This is a genomic window from Pseudovibrio sp. WM33 (assembly GCF_001623165.1).
Taxonomy (GTDB): Bacteria; Pseudomonadota; Alphaproteobacteria; order Rhizobiales; family Stappiaceae; genus Pseudovibrio.
On sequence record NZ_LMCK01000070.1, the window covers coordinates 1 to 22,485 of the forward strand.

The following is a 22,485-nucleotide window of genomic DNA, read 5'->3' on the forward strand; positions in this document are numbered from 1 at the left end:
CTAACTTTCAATCTGGACCACTCAAATGGGGCTGCTCAGGGGGAGGCTCAAAAGGCATTCATTTAGCAGAAATAGCCTCAGGTTTGGTATCGCCGAAAGGGGAAAAAGATAGGTGTAGTTTCAGCATAGGTAGCCCACACATCACCGTACTGTTTTTTTGCTCCGCTTTCATTCTTGGGAATTGCGTCAAATGCATACTGTAAGAGATTTATTGCGGGTGAGACTAACCCCCAAGGCGTCACAGAGATGGCAGCGAAAGAACAGTAGATCAAGAAGTCACCAAAGTAATTTGGATGCCGGGACATTCCCCAAAATCCCTTTTGCAGCAACTTGCCCTTATTTTCGGAATTTTGTCTATATCTCCATTTCTGTAGATCAGCTCCAAAATGGAACACCGTACCAACTGAATACGATAGGAGAGCGATTACATCAAAGCTGTCAAAAGTATCAGCTCTATCCATAGCCCAGAAAAACGGAAGAGGATAAACCCAAGAGAAAATCGGCACAAGAATAATTGGCAACCCAACAAGGGCGACCGTAGGTGTCTGATCTTTGAGCTTTGCTGCTCCTGTAGCTCCAAACCAAGCTAGTAATGTATATAGCATACGGGCGACATATATGAAGACGAGTACAGTAATCAAAATCCGCCGCCATTCAGCGCCCTCTCCATACCATGCAAGAATTATCGTTGCCGGTAGTATCGAGAAAAACCCATATATAAAAGGCCAACGTGTATCACCGGTGCGAAGTGCCGAAATGAATCCTAGTGATGTAAAAAGCGCGGTGTTTGCTATCAGTAGCCAAATCGTATGTGACATATGTCTAATCCTTGGTCTGTTTAATCAGCGCAGCTTCATTGCACGCGCGACAATTTCGCGTTGAATTTCTGAGCTGCCAGAGAAAATGCGGGAAGGCAGCGCATCGTTAATAAACCGATTTACGGGGTGACCTCTAATCATGGCTTCACCGCCAAAAATCTGCACAGCATCTTCCCCGATTTTCACGGCGGATTCCGATATCCAAATTTTGCTAAGCGCGGTGGTCTGTTCGCAAGGCTGCCCCTGATCATACTGCCAGGCAGACTTATAAAGTAACAGCCGGGCAGTCTCAATTCGAACACTCATATTGACAATTCGGTCCGAGATTGCCTGATTTTCCCCGATCTTACGACCAAATTGCATGCGTGTTCGGGCGTGTTCAAGGCAAAGCTGATAAATGCGTTCCATTGCGCCGATGTATATCGAAAATAGACAACATCTTTCCCAGATCATGCTTTTATGAAATAATGTTGCACCTGAACCTTCGGCTCCGACCCGAAGGCTCTGATCTACTCGGCAATCATCAAAATATACGCTTCCCCAAGGGCTTGACGTCAAGCCAGCTTTAGGCTGTTCAGGTGTTATGATTATACCCGGAGTGTCACTGGGAATAAGAAAACAGCTCAACCCAAAGAAGGATGAGCTCGAATCCGTTCGGGCATAGGTGATCAATACATCTGCTATCGGGGCATTAGTGATAAACCTCTTCGCACCATTCAGGACGTAATGATCTCCGCATGGTTTGGCGCTGGTGATCATACTAAAAACATCCGAACCTGCATTCTCTTCAGATACAGCATTTGCGGCAATAAGATCGCCCTGCGCCAAAAGGCCAAGCCATCGTTGTTTGATATCATCAGAGCCGCCATACCAAACTGGAATCACACAAGCAAACAGATGTGCGCTAAGAGAGAACAAGAGACCAAGATCACCGATGTGACGGGCAACGGTTTCAAAACTCTGGATCGTTTCAAGTGCGCTAAGTCCTGTGCCGCCATAGTCTTGTGGAATAGGCAACCCAGCTAGTCCGATCTCACAGAGTTGTCGCCACAATACGTGATCAAAATTGTCGCCGGCTGTTGTGGATCGTGCAATTTCCTGCGCGAAACGTTCGAGGTGGGCGTTACGTTCTTGCTGTTCGGGTTTTGGCGCGAAATCCATGTCTGTTCTCTGTTTAATTTATTGCTAAAAAGGATGTGCCTGTGTCGGCTTTGACAGCAAACTGCTTGTCGGAACGCGCGGTGTTGGTATGTCAGAATTTGGAGCGATACCTATCCGTGCAACAAATACAGGTTTGGTGGACAATCCAAGGCTTTGCTTAAGTTGTTGTTTCGGTAAGTCGTGCTGTAATAAAACGCTTAATGGATGCAGCTGGATTTTGTTTTGTGTGGCAGTGATCCATAGTTCGGCTAGTCGATTGCCTGTTTCGACCAGATCCCAGCTGCTGGAGAATTCTGATGGTGTTTCCAAAACCAAAATCCCAGATGAATGGCGGGTCAAATCTGCTAGGCTCGTTGCCAATTTTCTGGGAAGACCAAAGAGGGTAAATATGCGCATGGAAAGCGGATGCAATATAAACTGGAGTAATTTACGTCTTTTCGACGACATGCGCCCCATCAGGGATTCAATGGAAAATCCACGCCCTCGTTGGAACATTTTTGCCGCTACAAAGTGAATATGGGCATAAGTTTCCGCCCATGCGCTGTGGTTGGCGAAATCCAAGGCAGCATGCTTTGCTACGAGATCTGCCGTTTGTTCGATTGATGCATCATCTAGAAACAGCATCACCGATGCATGCTTGCCTATCCTTAATGGAGCCCAACTTTGTTTACGAAGAGATGCTATCTGATCCGCGTCAAGCGCAACGCGAATGTATGGCGAGCGATTGGTGTGCCGTTGACAGACAATCGCTTCAAATTGGTCCAGTGCCTCAGGTCTCGCTTTACCGTGTTCACATACGTAAACTTCAACATCACTTTGCGACAGCCGCTTGCACGCGTAGCTGAGTCCAGCGACGTCGAGTGCACGGACGAATAATCCGATGAAAAGCCCCAGACTGATCATCATCTCATCCTCCAGGGTGACGAGCGCACGCAATCGTGTCGCATTGTCAATGCCAATACACAGTTTCGCAGGCACGGTGTGGTCTGGTGAAGTAAATTCCACACGCCATGGCTGCGAATTATGTGAGGATGGCGCCCAGCGCGCAATGTCTAGTGCGCGATATATGATATCGTGAACAGCGGTCACTCCACGCTCCTCCTCTCGCCATTACTCCCGGCAGTTGCGATGGCATATTTGCTCCAGTAGCCGAAATGTACATTCGGTATTCGCTCGCCACGCTCGTAAACACTAATCTCACGTGTCAGACTCCAGCCTCGACACTCTATTTCTCGCATCTCAGACAGGTTTGATGTTTGTCGGGCTTTGAGTACAGCTTCCTTGATGCTCCAGATTAAAGTCAGGTAATGGTCGCAATATCCGTAGGTCTCAATGCATGCGATTTCTTGCGGCGTTAGAAAGTAGTTCAGACTGGGTAGCGAAAATGCGTGGAAACGCTCGATATCAAGCCCAACAGGCCTGTCTGCGTGCACTGCTGCAGCGAAAGCACCTGAATGTGAGAGGCTCAAATATCCGCCAATTGGTGATTTTACGGGTCCGCTACGTCCCTTTGCAGGCATGACGGAAATATCACGAAGTGACCAGTCTGTTTTACTTTGACCGACAAGGGTTTCGTGCACAGCAATTTTGGCAGCTAGTCGCCCCGCCATCCATTCCCGCCGCTTGCGCTTGTGTGGGAAGGAGGACCACAAGTATCTCTCAGCATCGCTTAGTACTTGATCCGACAGTTGCTGCAAACACGAAGAGAGGCAAGATGTGTTGAGCACAAAAATAGTTAGATCACCAAGAACCAATCTGCCGATTGCTGAGGATTTGTGCATGTCGGTCACTCCCTGCGATACCCGTCGCCTAATCGTGTGCCTGCTATCTCCTCAACAACCTCTGCCATTTCTGAGAACATCTCGACCAGAGCCATGAAACCTTTGGTGGCCATGTCCTTCTCAAATTCATTCTGGGATGTCACGGTAATCACTTCATAATAGTCGAAGTCCAATCCCGGGTCCGCCCTCTGCACGGAAAACCCGACCACACTCGGCAATTTCGGGCATGTCGGATAGTCGGTGTTGATAACCCAGTCTTCGAAACGCGTTGCAAGTGATTGGTCAAGCAAACGAATTTTGTGAACGATCAGTTTCATACGTTCTCCGTAAATTCGGTCGAAGGCTCAGGAGCAGCTTCGACGATCATGTGAAAGTTTGTTCCGCCTGTGCCCAATGAATTCACAGCAGCGCATCGCAATGTGCCGTTATTTACCCAGGGGAGGGGGATGTTACTAATTTGCCAAGATCCTTGCTGTTGATCTAAGCCATGCGACAAGGATCCCCGAAGGATAGTTGGTGGGTAATGTGCTGTGTTCACAGCACCCAGAGCACGGATCAAGCCGGCAAGACCAGCAGCGGCAAAACTGTGACCAACCAACGACTTGACGGATCCAAGGCCAATTTTCCTATGACCGCCATAAACTTCATTGAGCGCTTTGATTTCTATCGCGTCACCGCGCTGAGTCCCGGTTCCGTGTGTTTCGATATACCCAACGTGGTCTGGTTCCATTGCAGCATTTTGCAAAGCGCGTTTCATTGCTGCAATCTGCCCACGAGGGTCGGGCGCGGTAAAGGAAACCGCATCGGATGATCCGCCAATGCCACGAATTAAGCCGAGTATTGTCTGCTTTTCTGCCTGTGCATCTGGTAATCGACGCAACACAACAGCTCCCGCACCGTCGCCGGGAGAAAATCCATCTGCCTGATCGGTAAAGGGGGAAATCTTGTCAGCCGAAAGCATACGTTGGGCGGAGCAGAGCGTCAGGTCACGTGGGTTGTTGGGTAATTCGGACGCCACCACAAGCACGGCATCGCAAAGGTTCTGACGGAGTTGACGTACCGCTGTTTCCAGAGCAGCAAGTGACGAGGCACACGCGCTTTCAATAGCCATAGCTTTGGCATTTAGCTTATGGGCCTCTGACAAGCTGTGGGCGATGTTGCCGGGCAGCATTGCTTCCAGTGAAACAGAGTCTAACTGGTTGTCACGTTCGGCAAGGCTAAGCACCTTGCTCAGTTCTGGCCAATGCGTTTCGTTGGATACTGCTCGTTCCAAGGTACTGCAAAGTTGAGTAGCAACGATAATCGACCACCGAACCGAGTGGCACAGCTGCTCGGTGTCTTCGGATACCACCTGAGAAAGGGCTTCTGCCCCAACTTGCATCGCAAGGGCATGGACTTTGTCTGGAAAAGACGATGTGCGGGATGTTGCTTGCTGAACAATCGCAGATTGAGTTTCGCTCCCAAGCTCTGCATAGCTCGAAAGAGGGACTGTGCGATTAACATCAAATGTGGTTGTGCGAGGAAGAGCTGTTGTGCTAAGAGGGGCAATTCCATCACGGCCCACCTGAAAAGCCTCTGTAACTGTTTCCAGCCCATCAAATGGCCCGTAGCTCGCACCAAGACCGACAATTGCAATCAGATCACTCTGCTGTGCTTTGACCCGTGCAGGCACAGGCTCGTTGTTATAAGCACGTAGGCGCAAAGCCCAGACGTGCTCATAAAGACTTTGACCGAATATAGTCGTCGGGCTTTGGTGATGTATCGTCGAAAGGGCCGCATTAATGGCATCGGCACCGCTGTGAGCTAGCCCATAACTCTCGGGCTTCGCAAGGCCTATCGCCGCTGCGCTGTGATCACATACGGCAACTTGCCTTGGTGCACTCAGTCTTTCTGACAACTCTTGAAATGCCTGCGGGCTGTTGCTTCTGGAATGAGTGCAGGCCATTCCGTCGAGCACCGCAATTATTTCATCGCCGTCACGTTGAGCATCTTTCAGACGGCGCAGGCCATAAAGGCTTGCACCTTCATTAAACACTTTATCGCCGCCTAAGTGTGACGCGAGGGCCTGTGCCATATGCGCACCTTCTATGCGCTGTCCAACACCAACCCACGCCATGTCGGATGCGCCTTCAAGAAGGCCGAGAATGGCGGTTTCAAATGCGCAATAGGTGGTTGCCTCAGCGCTTTCCAATGCTAGAATACGGCCGTTTGTGCCGAGCTCAAGCCCCATACGTGCGGCTATGATACTGGCCATTTCGCCCACTTTGTCGTGGGTGGTTGAGCCAAAGTGGGCATGCAAAGCCCGCTTTCCAGCCAAAACTTGGCTTTCGTACTCGCCCGCAAGCTCAGTCACACCTGAGACTTTAAGTGCGTTACGGAGAGTTGAATCGAACCCTCCGCAAACACCGATAATGACGTCAGAACGTTTGGGATCGCAGTTGAATTTGCCTGCATTGAGATCCTGCTTCGACTGACGTACGAGCCAAAGCAGGTTAAGTGTTAATGCAGAAACCGCACGCTCATATATGGGTGGAATGCGAAACTCTGCAGGAGCACAGGGAGCAGGGGCGAGAAGTCTGACGTGAAGTGCAGACGCAGCGTCAGAGACACTTTGATTACAGCGGGCCAGTCGCTGAACCGGATACTTGGCGACTTGTTCAACCTCGCAATGTCGGGCCGCCACAATAGCGATGGGATCTTCTGGTGTAACAATCTGAAGACCTGTGGTGCAGGTCATAACGGTACACCCTCTCTTGGGCTCAAATCAGGATGTATCAGGCTGTCTTCCGCGATGCGTTTTAGATGAACGAAGTCTGTTTTTCCGTTTGAGGTTCGAGGAAGGGCAGGCATGATTTTCACATGTTTTGGCAGCATGTAGCGCGGCAAATACTCTCGAAGCTCGTTGAGCAAATCAAGGGCTCCCGGTTTGTTTTCGTCTGTATCGCAGGCGACAAATGCTACGAGTTCGGCCCCACGCGGGCTCTGTAGTGGAACAACGACCGATTGGCGCACTTGCTTATGGTGCAGAAGCGCAGCTTCAATTTCCCCCAGTTCCACTCGATTGCCCTGAATTTTAACAATCCTGTCAGTGCGACCATGGTACACTAAAACGTCATCTTCCCTTGAGACAACATCTCCTGTTGGATGGCGTCCTGAGGCATGTGCTTTGCGTATACGGTCATTGGGTGGATTCAAGTAACCGGGCGTTACAAGCGAGCCTTCAATCACAAGCTCTCCCTTGATGCCATTTGCAATAGGTTGGTCAGTTTTGGGGTCAATCACAAGAGCCGTTTGCCCGGGCAAAGGTTGACCAATGGGGACTGAGGTGTCCCGGTACACGTCTTCCTGACGCACCTTGTAATATGTGCAGACATTTGTCTCCGTCGGTCCATAAAAGTTATAAAGGTCGCATTTATCAGAGACTTGCGTGATCAATTTACGTAGGCTCTGGATCGGAAAGACCTCACCGGCAAACAGCACACGGCGCAAAGAGGGCAGCATTTCCGGACTAAGCTGACCCGCTCGTGTCAGCATCGTTAGGATCGAAGGAACTGCATAAATGGTTGTGACGGCATGTTTCTTGAGTCCGTCAGCAATTGCGATGATGTTTGATTGGTCTGGTGTCGGCACCAGCCACACAGAAGCACCAACATGCGCTGCCGCGAACAAATCAAATGTAGACAGATCGAAATGAAAGCTCGCATGATTGGCGAAGACGTCGTCCTGTCCAAGCCCCAGCTCCTCGATGGCCCAACCGATGAAGGTTGCAAGGTTGCGGCATGACATTTGTACACCCTTGGGCGTTCCTGTGGAACCAGAGGTGAACAATACTGCCGCAATTGCGTCCGGGGTGGCGTCAAACGGTAAATGCTTTGTGGGGGGAAGATCTGATATCCAATCGGCTGGGACTGGCAACTGAGGATTGTTATCACAAGTTCCGGCCCCGCTCAGCAAGACAAGCTTTACGCTATCAGGTAACGCCCCGGGTAAATGTGATAGTAGATCAGGCGTAATAACAAGGACTTCTGGCTGTGCTTCTTGAAGTATGCGCATAGCGCGCTCGCCGGGTTGTCCGGGGTCAAGCGGCACATAGGCCAGCCCAGCCTCAAGGGCCCCCCAAATGGCCGAAACAGCATGGTTTCCCTTTCGCAACCAGATGGCCAGACGTGCACCCGGCGCTATCCCCTCTGCCTGTACGCGCGCTGCAATGCAACAAGCAGATGCGTGCAGTTCTTTATAGGTCACAGGTGCGTTGCCCAATATTGCGATCGCATCTGGCGTATGGCTGGCGCTCTCTCGCAACCCGTCAATGACGGGGAAAAAAGTTGGCTCATTCATCGATTGTGACCCCGGTTTCGCGTGCGCTTTCGATCAGAATGTCAGCTGCCTGATCCAGGTCCTCTACGGTGTGCTCTGATGTAACTGAGATACGCAAACGTGCATCACCAACAGCAACACCGGGAAAGACCACCGTTTGACAGAACATGCCCCGATGTCGCACGGCTTGACCAAACTTCAGTGTCAACTGGTCATCACCAATAACGATTGGGAGGATAGCGCTTTGGGTATCCCCAAGATTGAATCCTGCTCGAAGCAGCTTGCCTTTGAGATGATCAATGTTACGCCACAGAGTCTTAAGCCGCTCTGGCTCCTTTATCATCAAGTCGATTGACTGGATAAGTCCAGCTGCGACATGTGCGGGAATGGTTGCGGCAAAGACATAGGAGTTGGCGTAGAAGCGGAGGTATTCCACTACATCGGCACGCGCAGCAACAAAACCACCGACACCAGCCAGCGTTTTTGAAAAGGTACCCAGTTCCAGATCGATCTGGCCCTTGAGACCGAAGTGTTCTGAGGTTCCTGAGCCGGTTGCACCCAGAACCCCTGTGGAATGTGCGTCATCAATCAGAAGTTTTGCGTCATATTTTTTGGCGATGTTCAAGAGGCGCGGAAGGTCCACAATATCGCCATGCATCGAGAAAACGCCATCACTCACAATCAAGCGGCCACCATCGTGATCCGCACTGCGCTCCAGAGTGCGCTCAAGCGAACTGAGACTATGCTTATAGATGCGCCGCTGTGCCCCCGATAGCTTGCAGCCGTCCTGAATGCTCATGTGGTTTATTGCATCAGTGTAAACGATGTCTCGATTGGTCAGCAGTGCAGAGATCGTACCCAGATTGGCAGAGTAACCAGATGGAAAGACAATAGAATCTTCGGTGCCTTTCAACTGCGCCAGCTTGCGTTCAAGTTCCAGATGTAAAACATTCGAACCGCCAATCAGACGGCAACCAGTGTTGGTCGCCCCGTAACGTACAGCAGCATCGCGAATAGCTTCAAGTACGCGTGGATCATTGGCCAGCCCCAGATAATTGTTCGAGGCGAACATTAGAAATCTACGACTTTTTCCAGCGACCTCATCATAGATCATAGCACGGTTCTGGCAGGGGCTTTCCAGTGGCATGCCGTACCAGTAATGACCGGCATCGCGTTTTTGAGTATAGAACTCGTGAAAGGCTCCAACTTTGTGGAACAAATCACGGTTTGGCAGATCTGCAAAATCTCGCATTGTACGGGTATCGGTGAGCGGCGATGGGTTCTCTTCCAGCGTTGCACTTGCGTTGCTCTCGATCAGTTCCTGCAGTTCTTCGACTGGCTGGCTTTTGCTGTGCAACTCAGCTACCTGAGGCCGTGGTAATGGGCGACCTTCCAAGCGACTGAGGGCCTTCAACGTAAGGTCGCGGATTGATACGACACTAGCCAATTGCTCCCCGTTAACCGGCAGGCCACAGCGCTCCATCAGTTCCACGAAGATATCCATCTGGACTATGCTATCCACGCCGAGGTCTGTCTCGAACTCCGCATCCGGTGTCAACAAATCTGGCTGGTATCCGGTGTGCTTTTGCACCACCTCAGTCGTCAGAGCAATCGCAGTATCGAAATTTTGCTTTTGCAGCGTCAAGTCAATATCTATCATCTCTTGGAACTCCGGATTGGGGGAAAGGTCAGGCCATAGTCGACGCTGTTAAGTTGTTCATCATGTGGGCGATATCGCTGGCAGTAGCAAAGTTCTCGGGCTTGATTTCTTCAAGCGGAACTGTGACTGAGAATTCTGACTGCAGAATTTCGATGAGGTCGAAGAACGCACTGGAATCTATGATGTTAAGTTCCAGAAGCTGCGTATCCAGTGATAACGGTTCGTCTAGTCCCAAACCGTAATTCTCAATAATGAGTGTCAGAATGCGTTGTCTCATGATGTAATTTCCAGATCTAAGGTTTTTCGCCGATCAAAAGGGTACGTGGCCCGTCCAAAGTGACTGCACGAACATTCGTAAAACCTGCCTCACACAATCGGTCGAGATACTGCGCGGTGGTACTTTCGATGCCACCATCGGATGAAATCAGCATGTTGATTGACAACAATGCAACAAATGTTGGGCCGGTCTCATCGTCGAGAAGCGGTGTTTCGCTTGCGATGAAAGTTGCTCCCGATGGAAGAGCCTTGAACACGTTGGCAAGGATGCACTTTTGCGTTTTGATGCTATAGTCGTGTAACATCCAACCCATATGAACAAGGTCCTGGGTGATTTCTGGCAAGTCGCCGCTGATTACATCTCCGATATATACGTCGACCTGGTCCGAATGGCCTGAGGACATTAGTTCCTGGCGCATGTGGTCTACCGCTTCGGGTAGATCGCAGACAGCCACATTCAGGTGCGGATTGGCAGCAAGAATTGCACGCGGCAGTGCAGCACGGCCGGAGCCTAAATCAAGGAAGGCTTTGTACGGTGAGAAGTTGAAACCCTTGAGGAAACTCTCAACAAATGGGTCAGCAAGAACGCTAAGGAAGGCGTGAAAGTCAGCCACATCGTTAGGTTCACTATAGAGGATGTCGAACCATTTTCGCTCATCGCCAAAAGTTTCCTTTCGCTGGTTGCTGTTTGTGCGAATGGCTTGGGCGCTGTTTGCCCAAAGGGGGTAGAGAAATTTGCTCGCATGCCGAGCCAATGTTCCCATATATTGGGTGCCATTTTTCAGAAGGCAGGGCGCCATATCGGGTTTTAGGGTGTAGATATCTCCGCGATACTCCACAAATCCCATTGCAACCATCGCGACTAGAAGTTGGTGGCCGGTGCTTTCGGGTAGATTGCAGTGCTCGAACACCTCTTGGGAGGTGGCACCGTCACCAATAGCTTCAAAGATCTCAACATCATAAGCTGCTATCAGCGCCTGTGAATTGAAGAAGGACAGGAGCGTGGAGCTGACCGTGGATAGTGCATTTTCCAATGATATTTCCTCAGTCTAGAAAAGTTGACATATCGCGGCAGACATCCCTGAAGGCTGACACGAAACGGTTCGCCTGGTCCTGAGACAGGATCAAGGGGGGTTGCAGGCGAATAACGGTTGAGCTGTTGGCTGTTAGAAAGGTCAGGATGCCGTGATCCATCGCCAGTTTGGTAACGAAACGCATGCAGAACATCTCCGACAAAGTGCCTTCAAAACGGTTCATGGCGTCGAGTAGGTTCTTGCGAACTTGGTCTGGAAGGAACTTCCAGGTCATGTGCCAGTCTCCGGGTAGGCGCGTGGCAAATTCATGCGCTCCAGCCGCTATTGCCTGACTGAAGTTGGCATCGAAGGATACAGCCAACATCATGCCTTTACCGCGGATCTCTCCAATAAAATCGTACTGCTGGGAGATTGCATTAAGGTCAACGCGCAGTTTCTCGCCGACCTGATGTGCGTTGGCCATGACTGTTCCATCATCTAACGCATCCAGCGTTGCTAATGCGGCGGTCGAGGCTAAGTTACCGCCGCCGAAAGTAGAACTGTGAGCAAGGAAACGATCAGAGGTCCCATAAGCCCGATCCCAGATCTCGGTGCTTGCTAGTGTCGCGCCGATGGGCATCAGGCCGCCTGATAGCGATTTCGATAGGCACAGAATGTCTGCATCCACTCCTTCCCAATCGCTGGCGAGGAAGCGTCCTGTACGGCCCATACCGGTTTGTACTTCGTCGAGGATCAGCATGACACCGTACCGGTTGCAAAGTTCACGTGTACCACGCAAATAACCCTCGGACGGTACGTGCACACCGCCTTCACCAAGGATAGGTTCTAGAACAAGGGCGGCGATGTCTCTCTGCTGCATGGCCGTTTCCATGGCGTCAAGATCATTAAAAGGTACGCACAAAGTGCCGGGGATGAGTGGAAGGAAATATCGTTTGTGCTTGTCACGGCCAGTAACCGACAGTGCGCCCATCGTTTTGCCATGATAGCTGTTCTCAGCATGCAGAATCTTATAGTGGGGAGAGGCGGCGCGAGCGAGCTTGATGGCCGCTTCGACGGCCTCGGTGCCGGAGTTTGAGAAGAAAACCCGACGCATGCCGTTGCCAACACGCTCACACAGGCGTTCGGCCAGCAGTGATGTCTGCTGGGGCATCGAGATGTATTGCACGAAGTTTGGATTGTCGCCAACCAGAAAGTCCTGAACTGCCTTGACTACCTTGGGCGGATTATGCCCTAGGTTAAGGCAACCATATCCAGCAACAAAATCTAGGTAGTCACGACCCTCGCTGTCTGTCAGAACAACGCCACTGGCTTTAGTAAAGACCCGGTCGCAATGCAGTGTCTGCAGGAAATCTGCGAGGTAGGGATTGATGTGCTGTCGAAAACGCAACGCGGTGTCGTGGTGCACATTTGAGTATAACTTTGTGCCGTTTATCTTTGGTTCGCCCGGGCTCGGTGCTACAGAGGTGGTGTGATGATAGCGGCGAAAACTGGCAACTTTTGCCGGCTCTAACCGGCGACCGTAAGAGGAAATTGGATCAGGGAAAAATCCGTGCTTTGCGGCGATCTTGCCGATAGACAGGACCTTGTCAGTATCAAGGGTACGCCCGATCGAATAGGTTTCAGCACGCCCCTCTAAGGCCAGCACCATAGTTTCTGCCAGACAGGCATTAAGCTGCTGCTTGATCGCGATATTAAGAGATTCACCACCCATGCGCACATCGTCACTTGCTGTGACGCAGCCGCCGTCGATGACGATGATATCTTCACGCTGGAGAGCGGCGCTTTCGGCTACGTCCCGTGGTAATGCGACATCAATGACGATTGAGCCGGGCGACAACCGCTTAGGGTCAATGATCCCACCTGCCGAGGTTGCCGCAACCAAAAACCTGTTGTCTTTGTAAAAGTCCCCGATATCTCCACTAAGCCGTACCTGCTTGTGCCATTTTTCTGGAAGGTGTTCCAACAAGTCAGAGGGTTTTGCGCCGGGTCGGTGCACGAGGTCCAGTTCAAAGCCACTTTCAAGTAGCAGCCGTGTGATGACCAGGGCGATAGAGCCGGGATAGCCTGCGATGATTACCCGCTGATTTGCGGAAGGTAGTTGCATCCACTTCATGACCTGCCGCAAGGCCTTGTATCCAGCATAGGCGGTTAGTGAATTACCGCTGGTGACCGGAATTGAGCTGACATTTGCAACTTCAATACCTCGGTTGCCGACGATAGAGGTAAACCCCCCGAGCCCGACAATATCGGCAGCATCCGCAGCAAAATCATTTGCACCTTCAATCACCCGTTTCAGGCTAAGCCTCGGATTTTTCAGCATTTCCTTCGCGGTCAGTGGCAAATAGCATACCTGTCCGGATGCCTCGGCTCCAGTAGCGCTGACAATGCGGTCGAAATTCATGAACGGGATGAGGTTCTGGTGTGACCAAAGCTCTTGAGAATAACCGGATTGATAATCCTGCGTGCTCCGCTGTACGAGGTCGAGCATCTTGACATATCGTTTCAGATTAACCGAGGTTGGATGAGCCACAAAACCAAACTGCATGTGCGTCACGTCCTTTCTTTGATGGTTTGCGATACCCGGCGAGCACCAAAGCGAGGCAATTGGTCTTGTTGCCATCCTCTGACATGGGCCAATGACATCCCGTCACCTTCGTTGTTGTGGGCGAGATTGACATGGAAGATATTGATCCGCCCGCGCATCTTCAGCGCTTTGCGTATCTCGGCCTTGTCAAATACGTTGATTGTGCGTTTGACCACCTCGTAACCGCACAGATTGCCAGCGCTTTCCTCTGGGGACAGGTTCAGAATGCGCATCTGCCGGGAGGTGCGATTAAACAAGATACGCTCCTGGTAGGAATTGATCGCCGACAGGCCGCTGTTACACAGTACAAAGGTTGTCACGCTTCGGTTACGTCGTGCGCCATTAGACAGAGCATTTTCCAACAAGCTAGGCAGGATGTCTGGAACAAGAGCAAAAGCACCGTCCCCTATGAAGCTCAGCAGATCTGTAGGGCAGGTCTCGGCCAGTGCCAGCGTCGCCAGATGGGCATCTCCCATCAACGCCCGCCCATACCAACCAGAAAAGCCAGCTCGGGTCTTAGGCAGATTGCGAATGGCTGAAACACCGCAGCGCCCCACATCAAACAAGCTCGTAAAATCATAGCCTTCAGCTTCGATCATTTCGGTGAGGAGTTGCCCGAGAGCTCCGAAAAAGAAATTCGGTGTCATCGGCAGTGACGGGACACACCGGGACAAGTCTTCTTGTCCCTTCAACGCGGCGGTTAAAGTGTCTCGGCGGCGTGCAAGCAATTCCGGCTTCACATCCAGACGTTCTTCTAACTCTTTTAGTGCAGCATGGGGTTGCATCAGAACTGATATATCGGCAAAGGGTGCCACCAGTGCGTGCTCGCTCACCACCTGTGCGATGTGGAATTTCCTGTGCAACTTATTCTCGGTGAACGGCGTCACTACCTGGGATACCTTGTCCCCTAGAAAAATCAGCGTCTGTTCGGTTTTCGGTGCAATCTGTCCGTCCCGATGCAAAAAGCGGTACACAGCATCACTGAAGCCGTAGACACTTAATGTGCCCAGATGGTTGGGGCAGGGGCGCCCATTAAGATGAGTTGGGATTGCTCCGGGGTGTATGATGCTATCCACCAATGCAATCCCGGCTCGCTCAGCAATGGAGGCAAGAAGGCGAGCGCTTTCAGAGTGTAGTTGGCCAGGTTGAAGCAATAAGCGATCAGGCCCGTTGTTAATCAGCTCCGCGAGGTGAAGAATCGTGTCATTGTTAACTGGCTCATTCCTGACAAGTGCCGGAGGGGGCAGGTTTTCAGGTGCTTCAACAACGTTCATCACTGATTGTGTGGCAAGTATGAACACCGGACCGCGATTGGCATCGTATAGTTGCATGGCCTGGTTCATACCGGCCTGCAGATTGGCAGGGTCGTCGATATAAACAAAAGGTACGCCGCGGGCGTGCAGTACATCCCGACTGTCGGATTCGGGGTTAATCGTGGATTGGAAGGCGTACCACAACGCGGGCTTTTGCTCAGCGCAGATAACAAAACCGCATGCGCGAGTTTCGCGCAGGTTAGCGAGCGTACCGCGAAACTCGTCAACCATCCCAGAGGTTATTATTGTCACCGAAGGCATTTCATAAAGCTGCCAATTGGCCATGGCTCCACAGGCCAGTGCATGCTCGCTGGGACCGCGTAGTACCGGAAAATTACGAATCTCGGCTTGATCCTCGAAAGCAGATATCAGACTGGATACAAGTGAACCGGTGTAATACTGCAACACCCAACGACCTTCGGTTCGGCTGTCGAGAAACTTTGCCAGACAGCTAGCCATTGCGCTGGTGGGGCGGCCTTTGTCACCGCACTTGATATGCCGGTTAGCAAGGCTAAGTTGGTAGAAATCCATCCAAAGGGTTAGAAGTTGTGCACGTAACACATCGGAGTCCGATGGAAGCACGCAACGAATAAAATTCATTGGATGCACTTGGTAGGGATGCATCTCGGCTGATTGAAAAACTGCCGTAGAGGAGGGGGTCTCAAAAGCTGGAACCTGTGCACGGTGAAGAGCCCCGTAAAACTCCTGCAAATCCTGGTCGATCTCAGCAATGGATCGGCCAAAATGGTAGGGGTCGGAGTAGTCGATATAAGCCATGCCAGTGTGATGCACATTGCTGCCATCGCTGCGGGCCATGAGCTTAGTAAGCGCTCCGGAAAGGCTTTGTGATTGCACCACATGTAGCGAAATGCGATCACCCGATCCCGACAGAAAGCGTACAGCCCTATCCCTGGCTGCGCTGTAATGGGGTCCAGGCGCAGACGGAGTTAGAGCAAGAATGTCCCAATCGCTGTCAATTGTGATTGTCTCGAACAGGTCGTCGCGAAAGTCTAAGATCACAGATGCCCCGGCCCGAAAGAACTCCGAATTTCGCGTAATAACGATAATGTTGACGCTGACATCCATATCAAGCGCTTTCATTGATGCAGTTGCGATTTTTGTCTGCCTGAACTGCTACCGGTGCACTGATTGTGGTCTTGGGGTCGATACTGACTAATCCACCGTCGCCATCTATGGTGACGGTATCTCCAGTACGAATTTGTGCGGTGGCAATTCGGGTGTTAACCACCGCCGGAATGCCAAACTCTCGCGCGACAATAGAGCTGTGAGACAGAGCTGAGCCAATATCAGTCACTACACCCTGAGCAAGGGTGAAAAGCGGTGTCCAGGATGCATCGGTAAAGCGCGCGACAAGAATTTCATTCTTGCGGAAGCTAGCTGCCTGTTTTGGGAGGTCGGTGATGACACGCGCTGGCCCTACTACGATGCCTGGGCTAGCACCGAGGCCGTTCATCTGGCCATCTCCGCTCAGCTCTGGCGCTGCTGCACGCTTGGGTTCGTAACCTCCGATCAGGCTCATTGGTGGTTCTTCACTACGCAGGTTGATCAAGTTCTCGCGCTTATTGGCGAGGATCATGTCCTTGCTGAAGGCCTCTAGCTCAGTGATCTTACCGGCCATGTAGTCCCGGAAGAGATTGAAATCGATATAGGGAAGGTCATTTAGGCTCACGACGTTTCGTGCGGCTAGTCGTGACATCATTTCGATGATGATCCGTCGATAGAACCACGATTCCGCGATGAAGGTAGGGCGCACACGTTCACGCAGATCTGCCATCTTGGTATAGCTCTTTATTATGAATTTCAGGCTGAACCCCTCCTTGCCTGAGAGCGATGCCAGCAACCGGTTGGTCTCATCTCCACGAAGGGCTTCACTAGCTTGCATTTTTTTCTCAAGCTCGACTTCGTTCGTCAGATAAAGCCGGATAACGTCGAAAATGTAACGTGGATCATCAGCCCAGCGAGGAATAGTCAATTCGAATTCCTGGCGACCGCGTGCACCGAATTCACGCAGGAATGCTGAAAATTCGCCGTCAAGGAAACCGGGGCCACTCGAAATGGCTCGGAGGGCGTTAATGATATCATTGGACGGTGTATCAATGATGAGACGCGCTAAATCTGCTTGCGCCCGCACTGTTTCAGTGAGATCAAGAATGGCACGTGTTACTTCAATTGTACGCAGGTTATTAAGTGACGCCTTGATACGGTTCTCCAGCCCGTTACCCTGATCTTTAAACAGTTCCTTACATTTTTCGGCAAGCGCGTCATAAAGCGCGAAGCTCTGTAAAAAGAAAGGCATGTAAGCGGCGCAGGACGTCAGAAAGTTTTCGTCGATGCGTGAGAGCTCAACGTTCAATTCCTCGCGCGACATGCTTGGCAAGTTGAGGCTTAACGCGTGGGCAGTGCGGTCACGACGCAAGGTTTCCATCTTCTTGGCTGTCTTCTCGGCAGTTGTCAGGTTGTAGAACTGCCGTGCAAGCCAGTATGTTGAGCTGAAGAAATAGCCCAGACCCTTGGTGGGCTCACCATAAGGATTCTTGTAGGTGTTAAGATCCACATCGCTGGTTGCATAGCGGGCGGTAAACTTCATAGCGTCACGAGTTGGAGGGCATTGCGTTAGCATATGCGCCGAGGACGATATGTTCAGATATACGTGACCGCGTACGTAACCCATGAAGGTGTTGGGCTTGAGCATCTTGTGCAGACCCATGGTCTTCACGGCAGGTCCATGGATGTTGTTTTGATAGAAACGACAAAAGGACAAGCCTAGCGGAGACATCAAACCGGTAACGATCTCACCGGTATCCATACGTGAGAACAGCGCATTGTCTTTGATTTGGATGTTTTCTTCGTCGATATCCGCATAGACCTTGTTAGCCGTGGAGCGATGTATCGCAGTGATCGGGCGTGCCTGTAGAATCCACATCTCGCCATCGTGCAGTGCCCATTCTATATCGAGTTCTTGCCCTTTATATGAAGCGCTCATCATGAGCTGATTCGCTGCTGCGACTAGTTTTGAAGTTTGCTCGGTCGTTAAGGTCTGAGCATCGACCTTTTCGGCAGGAGTTTCTACCAAGGCAATGCCACCGTCTGGCTGGCAGAAGGTCGACATGGTTTTAGAGCGCACTGATTTGGATTCTAACGTCAGATCTTCACGGCGGATCAGGAAACTATCCGTACTGACTTGACTGGACACAAGACCTTCCCCGACGCCCCAGGAAGCTTCGATCCGCATGCATTCTTCGGTTTCTCCCATCGGATCGATAGTAAAGAGCACGCCTGCGACTTCTGCCTGAACCATTGTCTGAATGACAACTGCAATAACGGGCTGTTCTTCTACTTCAGAGCGCTGTTCTGCATAACTGAGCACATGTTCATCGAACAGCGAGGCCCAACAGCGTTTGACTGCGGTAATCACCTCGTCAGCCCCACTGAGGTTGAGGAAGGTCTGAAACTGACCGGCAAATGAGCTTTTGTCTCCATCTTCAACCGTTGCTGAAGAGCGCACGGCTATCGAGACGTTGCCCAGCATGTTACAGGAATGGCGTAATTCCTGTTCCAGATCAGCTGGAAATTTTGCCTGCTTTATTGCTTCAGGTAACTCTGAGTGATCTAGCTGGTTTAGCTTATTGGTGTCGAGGAAATGTCGGAATGCCTCGGTTGTGATGCAAAAGGCTTCAGGAACGAGCATGCCTTCTGCGACCATGTGATTGAGTGAGTTGGCCTTACCGCCAAGAATATCGCGCCCACCCGGAGCCTGGCCGTCCAGTTTTACAATGAACATTTTAGTCCCCCAAGTTGGTCATTTTGTTACTTCGCAGCGTGGGATCGAGTTTTGATTGAGAATGTGTGCAATCTGATGTGCCGCGAACGCTCCGGATTCGACTGCGGACTCAAGGCAACCAACGCCAATGCTATCCTGATTGGCAAATGTTATGGCGCCGAAAGGAGCGCTGGCTGTCTCAAACACCCTCCGCGCTATCTGACCTGGGCGCGGCGAAACAAGACCTTTGGGCCAAACGTGCAAGGTAACATCTTCGAGAATGTCGGGGTTGGCGCCAATGGCTGCAAGGATCCTACGCACTTCAGTCTCCGCTTCGTTGCGTAGCACGCTTAGATTGACGGAAGTAATTTGGCCTTGACCTTTCCGAGCAGCAACTGGCTTGAGAATACTAAACCCGCCGATGCCCTGATTGTCTCCGAATGCCTCCCAAGTAGAATTGACGACACCACCAGCCTTGCAAAACCCTGCCTTTGCAGCGGCGTCAGGTGTGTCTCCGATAAAATAGGCACCGAAATACTTCGTCCAAACAGGATCACTTAGACGAGCGTTGGCGATGGCATAATCTGAGTATTCGATTTCACGGATTGCGGCCTTTTGTTCTTCAGGAAGCTCCGTGAACATGCCGAGCGCTGTGTGTTTGGGCGTTGCGACGACTACACCTTGGCATGATAGCGTTTCTTGCTGATCTGCGTGCGTAAATTCCACGCGATAAGCAGAGCCATCGTGATCAATGCGGTCAACCTTAGACTCGGTTTGTATATTTACGGCGGATTGAGTGCGCAAATGGTTGATCAAGGCTTCGGATACGGCACCATTCCCGCCCGACAGCGCCACAAGGTCGCCATACAAATATCCCACCAGAAAGTACAATCCGACATAGGCCGAGCAGTTGTCGAGCAGCAGGCCTTCCACTTCAAGCGTTGTGGTGAGGGCAAGACGTACAAGTTGGCCTAGCCGTCGCGGAGGCTGAAGGTCATTTGGTAGATGGTGCGTCATCTCAGGATCGAAAAAGAATTGCCGTATGGTCATCTGGTCCAAAGCCATCATTTCGTCACGGCTTATGCCGCATTCTGGACCCCAGGGAACCGACGGGAAACGGCCTTTTCCAGGGCTCAACCGATCCAGAAAAGTGTACAAGTCGGCAAAAATTGGTTCGCCAAGTTCCTTGCTTGCCGGGAGAAGCGGCCGGCCGGTCAGTCCGGCGACCAAGAGATTGCCAGTGAGACCCCAGACTTTTGGGTGAAGCAACCAACGAGGTTGCCGCAGATAAGAAACAATCACTTCGTGCAAATTGCGTAGTAGGGCGGAGGTGCGAAATAGGACCTGCATTGATGTGCTGGTTGAATGGTATTTACCACTGAGCTTAAAACGGGTTAGCAGGTCTTCGACGACCCCTCCTGGGGTCGGGAAGCGAAAACACGAACCGGCGGTGGGTTGGCGCATCCCTCCTGTTGTCGTCAGCCAAGCGTTTCCACCCGGCTCACTTGAGGCTTCGAGAATTTCGACTTTAAACCCTGCATCGTTCAGATGCATAGCAGCTGTTAGTCCGGCAAGGCCAGCACCCACAACAACAATGCGTTGGGCAGCATTCGACTGGTTGTGCGCAGGAGCATTCATTCCGAAACCACCTGTTCTTGCCGCGAGACCAAGGCTCGCCGCAAGACGAATGCAGCAGCTAGCATAAACGGAAGATCAATGACGAGGATTGATGGCTGAAAGCGAAACAACAAGACAATAAACATAGCTAACATGATCAATTGGCCTGTGGCGGCCAAAACTAACATACGCCTGGTTAGAAACGCCAGACCGGAAGCCACAAAAGCCACACCCACAAGTGCATTCACCGCCAAATACTGTGTTGCCAAAAATGTACTTAACGGGGCGAGTACAGTGCCGGAATTCGCCTGGGCCATTTGCTGAAGAGTCTGTCCAATATCTTCAATCTGAGGGAAAGCTTTGGCGATGCCGGCGGCGATGAAAAGCACCCCCGAAACAATGCGAGCATAATCCACCCAGTCTCTATTTGCGGAGAGTTGCATGTTCCTCATCCAATCAAATGTTGATTTAAATCACGAATGTTCGAATGTTGTTTGAGTGTTTTCCGGATTTATTTTCGGAAAATTCGATTGAAATTAAGATGGCTATAAGTTTAATAGTTAATAATACTATGTGATTTCATGATAAATTAGCGCTATGTGTAATTAGTAGCTTGTAAGTTGAAAATATTTTGTTGTATGTCAGTGTTGGTATGTATAGTAATATTATTAATTACTTAGTATGGGCATTACCAATGCCTGATGCTTTAGAGCTAATCAATCCATTCGAGAGCTCGTGTTACGAACCTTTTCCCCTCTGATTGGCACCATTCCCCATGCGCGACCGTAACTTGACCCGGTGCCCAGTCAATAACCTTGTCGCGTGCTGTGCGGATAAAACTTCGGTCGGTAAACGATAACCTCCATTCGCCGGGTGCATGCGGTGATTTTGCTGTAATCCCGTCTATATGGGCGAGCGGGCGTTGCCACCAACTCCAATGTTTTTGAAGAAAGTCCTCAGTAAATGATTCAATCAGATCCGCAAAGATGGCCGTACGGGAAGGTCGATGAAAGAACACAACTTCGTCCATCATAAATGAGCCCCGAAACCAGGCTTGGTCTATATCTGGCCCCCATTCCGATGGGGGAATGTCTTCCAATGCGGGACCAAATGCGAGATCTTTGCGTTTGTCGATTGTGCTCTTCGGCCCCCAAAGGATTGCATTAGGCCAAATTGCCTTCCAGTCCGCCAGAAACAAATGATGAATCTTATTTGGACTCACCAAGTGTGAAACTTGACCAAGTGCTTCAATTTCGGAACGAAGACTTACGGAAATTGTTATCGGTGACCACACCCAAAGGTGTCCGCCCTCCAGACGGGCAATAACCATACGCGTGGGGTAGGGAAAACTATAGAAATCAACATTTGGCCCGTCAGCCATCCATATCTCATTCCCAATTGGAGTAAGTAGTTCCACTTTTAACGCCTTAAATTAGCTGGGTATTTTTGATAAGTACGTATCATCGGTACATAATTATTTTTGATCTAGCAATATATTTTTTAACGATACATATTAACGATAATAAATAATCTTATTAATAAGAAATATTTTTTAAAATAAAGAATACTCTACTTCATCATTACGTATTGGTTGTTGAGTTGAGGTGTTAAAAATTCATATCTAACTTTGCGTTAAATTATAACTAAGCATAAATATGTAAAATTATAATTATGGAAATCTACGCGCGTTAAATAGATACTAATAACTCACATGGCTCATATTAGTATTTGCACCGTCTAAGTTAGGCATAAGTATTTTGAAATACTTATGCTATTTTGTAGCTATTCTTTAAGATATGTATGTTTTGACAAATTTTAAATTTCGATTTTAATATTAGAAGTGCCTAGTGACAGAGAGCGCTAAATCATGGGCAATTGAAGGGTAATTTACTTCAATCTTAATTCGAAGTGGCCATCAGGGCTGTTTTCCACAGGCTTAAGGGGAATTCCCTAAGGCGCTATTTGATCAGTGCGATTATTCATATTTATCTTCAACTCCAGTTGTTAATTTTGATCCGTTGATCCGTTGATCCGTTGATCCGTTGATCCGTTTAACCGTTTAACCGCAGTGTTCTCATTGGTTTACACAGCTAAAAACGGACGGGCGCTGAGCAGCCCCATTTGAGTGGTCCAGATTGAAAGT

General features: G+C 50.5%; 16 protein-coding genes. All 16 read right to left on the minus strand.

Features of this window, described 5'->3' with window-relative positions; translation table 11 throughout:
* Window positions 1–77: 77 nt before the first annotated feature.
* A complete protein-coding gene (locus PsWM33_RS12120) occupies window positions 78–818 on the minus strand; it encodes a DUF1295 domain-containing protein (RefSeq protein WP_063296499.1) in 741 nt (246 codons plus the stop codon).
* A 24-nt stretch (window positions 819–842) separates the two neighbouring features.
* Window positions 843–1,979: an acyl-CoA dehydrogenase family protein gene (locus tag PsWM33_RS12125; RefSeq protein ID WP_063296498.1), complete on the minus strand. Its 1,137-nt coding sequence runs from the start codon at window positions 1,977–1,979 to the stop codon at window positions 843–845.
* A 24-nt stretch (window positions 1,980–2,003) separates the two neighbouring features.
* Window positions 2,004–3,068: a hypothetical protein gene (locus tag PsWM33_RS12130; RefSeq protein WP_063300408.1), complete on the minus strand. Its 1,065-nt coding sequence runs from the start codon at window positions 3,066–3,068 to the stop codon at window positions 2,004–2,006.
* The gene (locus tag PsWM33_RS12135) at window positions 3,065–3,760 is read right to left on the minus strand and encodes a 4'-phosphopantetheinyl transferase family protein (RefSeq protein ID WP_063300409.1); all 696 of its coding nucleotides are present in this window, start codon (window positions 3,758–3,760) and stop codon (window positions 3,065–3,067) included. The genes PsWM33_RS12130 and PsWM33_RS12135 overlap by 4 nt, the downstream gene beginning before the upstream one ends.
* A gap of 5 nt (window positions 3,761–3,765) precedes the next feature.
* Window positions 3,766–4,077, minus strand: coding sequence for a hypothetical protein (locus PsWM33_RS12140; protein WP_063296495.1), 312 nt, complete (start codon window positions 4,075–4,077; stop codon window positions 3,766–3,768).
* Window positions 4,074–6,497, minus strand: a complete 2,424-nt coding sequence (locus tag PsWM33_RS12145; RefSeq protein ID WP_063300410.1) for a beta-ketoacyl synthase N-terminal-like domain-containing protein — start codon at window positions 6,495–6,497, stop codon at window positions 4,074–4,076. Before PsWM33_RS12145 ends, PsWM33_RS12140 begins: the two co-directional genes overlap by 4 nt.
* Window positions 6,494–8,098, minus strand: a complete 1,605-nt coding sequence (locus PsWM33_RS12150; RefSeq protein WP_063300411.1) for an amino acid adenylation domain-containing protein — start codon at window positions 8,096–8,098, stop codon at window positions 6,494–6,496. The genes PsWM33_RS12145 and PsWM33_RS12150 overlap by 4 nt, the downstream gene beginning before the upstream one ends.
* Window positions 8,091–9,737 carry an aminotransferase class I/II-fold pyridoxal phosphate-dependent enzyme gene (locus PsWM33_RS12155; protein WP_082826986.1) on the minus strand — a complete coding sequence of 549 codons (1,647 nt, stop codon included), beginning with the start codon at window positions 9,735–9,737 and terminating at the stop codon, window positions 8,091–8,093. Before PsWM33_RS12155 ends, PsWM33_RS12150 begins: the two co-directional genes overlap by 8 nt.
* A 28-nt stretch (window positions 9,738–9,765) precedes the next feature.
* Window positions 9,766–10,014 carry an acyl carrier protein gene (locus PsWM33_RS12160; RefSeq protein ID WP_063296492.1) on the minus strand — a complete coding sequence of 83 codons (249 nt, stop codon included), beginning with the start codon at window positions 10,012–10,014 and terminating at the stop codon, window positions 9,766–9,768.
* A 16-nt stretch (window positions 10,015–10,030) separates the two neighbouring features.
* Complete coding sequence (locus PsWM33_RS12165; protein WP_063300412.1) at window positions 10,031–11,047, minus strand: methyltransferase; 1,017 nt, start codon at window positions 11,045–11,047, stop codon at window positions 10,031–10,033.
* 10 nt (window positions 11,048–11,057) lie between these two features.
* Window positions 11,058–13,592, minus strand: coding sequence for an aminotransferase class III-fold pyridoxal phosphate-dependent enzyme (locus PsWM33_RS12170; RefSeq protein WP_063300416.1), 2,535 nt, complete (start codon window positions 13,590–13,592; stop codon window positions 11,058–11,060).
* A gap of 5 nt (window positions 13,593–13,597) precedes the next feature.
* Window positions 13,598–16,045 (minus strand): thiamine pyrophosphate-dependent enzyme, encoded by a 2,448-nt coding sequence (locus tag PsWM33_RS12175; protein ID WP_153039937.1) that lies wholly within the window; start codon window positions 16,043–16,045, stop codon window positions 13,598–13,600.
* Window positions 16,032–18,746, minus strand: a complete 2,715-nt coding sequence (locus PsWM33_RS12180) for a PEP/pyruvate-binding domain-containing protein (RefSeq protein ID WP_082826987.1) — start codon at window positions 18,744–18,746, stop codon at window positions 16,032–16,034. The genes PsWM33_RS12175 and PsWM33_RS12180 overlap by 14 nt, the downstream gene beginning before the upstream one ends.
* An 18-nt stretch (window positions 18,747–18,764) precedes the next feature.
* Complete coding sequence (locus tag PsWM33_RS12185; protein ID WP_063300414.1) at window positions 18,765–20,363, minus strand: FAD-dependent oxidoreductase; 1,599 nt, start codon at window positions 20,361–20,363, stop codon at window positions 18,765–18,767.
* Window positions 20,360–20,785: a DUF6041 domain-containing protein gene (locus PsWM33_RS12190; protein ID WP_063296488.1), complete on the minus strand. Its 426-nt coding sequence runs from the start codon at window positions 20,783–20,785 to the stop codon at window positions 20,360–20,362. The genes PsWM33_RS12185 and PsWM33_RS12190 overlap by 4 nt, the downstream gene beginning before the upstream one ends.
* A gap of 269 nt (window positions 20,786–21,054) precedes the next feature.
* Window positions 21,055–21,723: a DUF4336 domain-containing protein gene (locus tag PsWM33_RS12195; protein ID WP_063296487.1), complete on the minus strand. Its 669-nt coding sequence runs from the start codon at window positions 21,721–21,723 to the stop codon at window positions 21,055–21,057.
* Window positions 21,724–22,485 lie beyond the last annotated feature (762 nt).

Bases quoted from the DNA above. Each gene is read 5' to 3' on its own strand.
- PsWM33_RS12170 (WP_063300416.1), bottom strand. From the start codon at position 13,592: ATGCAGTTTGGTTTTGTGGCTCATCCAACCTCGGTTAATCTGAAACGA.
- PsWM33_RS12175 (WP_153039937.1), bottom strand. From the start codon at position 16,045: ATGAAAGCGCTTGATATGGATGTCAGCGTCAACATTATCGTTATTACG.
- PsWM33_RS12145 (WP_063300410.1), bottom strand. From the start codon at position 6,497: ATGACCTGCACCACAGGTCTTCAGATTGTTACACCAGAAGATCCCATC.
- PsWM33_RS12135 (WP_063300409.1), bottom strand. From the start codon at position 3,760: ATGCACAAATCCTCAGCAATCGGCAGATTGGTTCTTGGTGATCTAACT.
- PsWM33_RS12160 (WP_063296492.1), bottom strand. From the start codon at position 10,014: ATGAGACAACGCATTCTGACACTCATTATTGAGAATTACGGTTTGGGA.
- PsWM33_RS12125 (WP_063296498.1), bottom strand. From the start codon at position 1,979: ATGGATTTCGCGCCAAAACCCGAACAGCAAGAACGTAACGCCCACCTC.
- PsWM33_RS12150 (WP_063300411.1), bottom strand. From the start codon at position 8,098: ATGAATGAGCCAACTTTTTTCCCCGTCATTGACGGGTTGCGAGAGAGC.
- PsWM33_RS12120 (WP_063296499.1), bottom strand. From the start codon at position 818: ATGTCACATACGATTTGGCTACTGATAGCAAACACCGCGCTTTTTACA.
- PsWM33_RS12185 (WP_063300414.1), bottom strand. From the start codon at position 20,363: ATGAATGCTCCTGCGCACAACCAGTCGAATGCTGCCCAACGCATTGTT.
- PsWM33_RS12155 (WP_082826986.1), bottom strand. From the start codon at position 9,737: ATGATAGATATTGACTTGACGCTGCAAAAGCAAAATTTCGATACTGCG.
- PsWM33_RS12195 (WP_063296487.1), bottom strand. From the start codon at position 21,723: ATGGCTGACGGGCCAAATGTTGATTTCTATAGTTTTCCCTACCCCACG.
- PsWM33_RS12180 (WP_082826987.1), bottom strand. From the start codon at position 18,746: ATGTTCATTGTAAAACTGGACGGCCAGGCTCCGGGTGGGCGCGATATT.
- PsWM33_RS12190 (WP_063296488.1), bottom strand. From the start codon at position 20,785: ATGCAACTCTCCGCAAATAGAGACTGGGTGGATTATGCTCGCATTGTT.
- PsWM33_RS12140 (WP_063296495.1), bottom strand. From the start codon at position 4,077: ATGAAACTGATCGTTCACAAAATTCGTTTGCTTGACCAATCACTTGCA.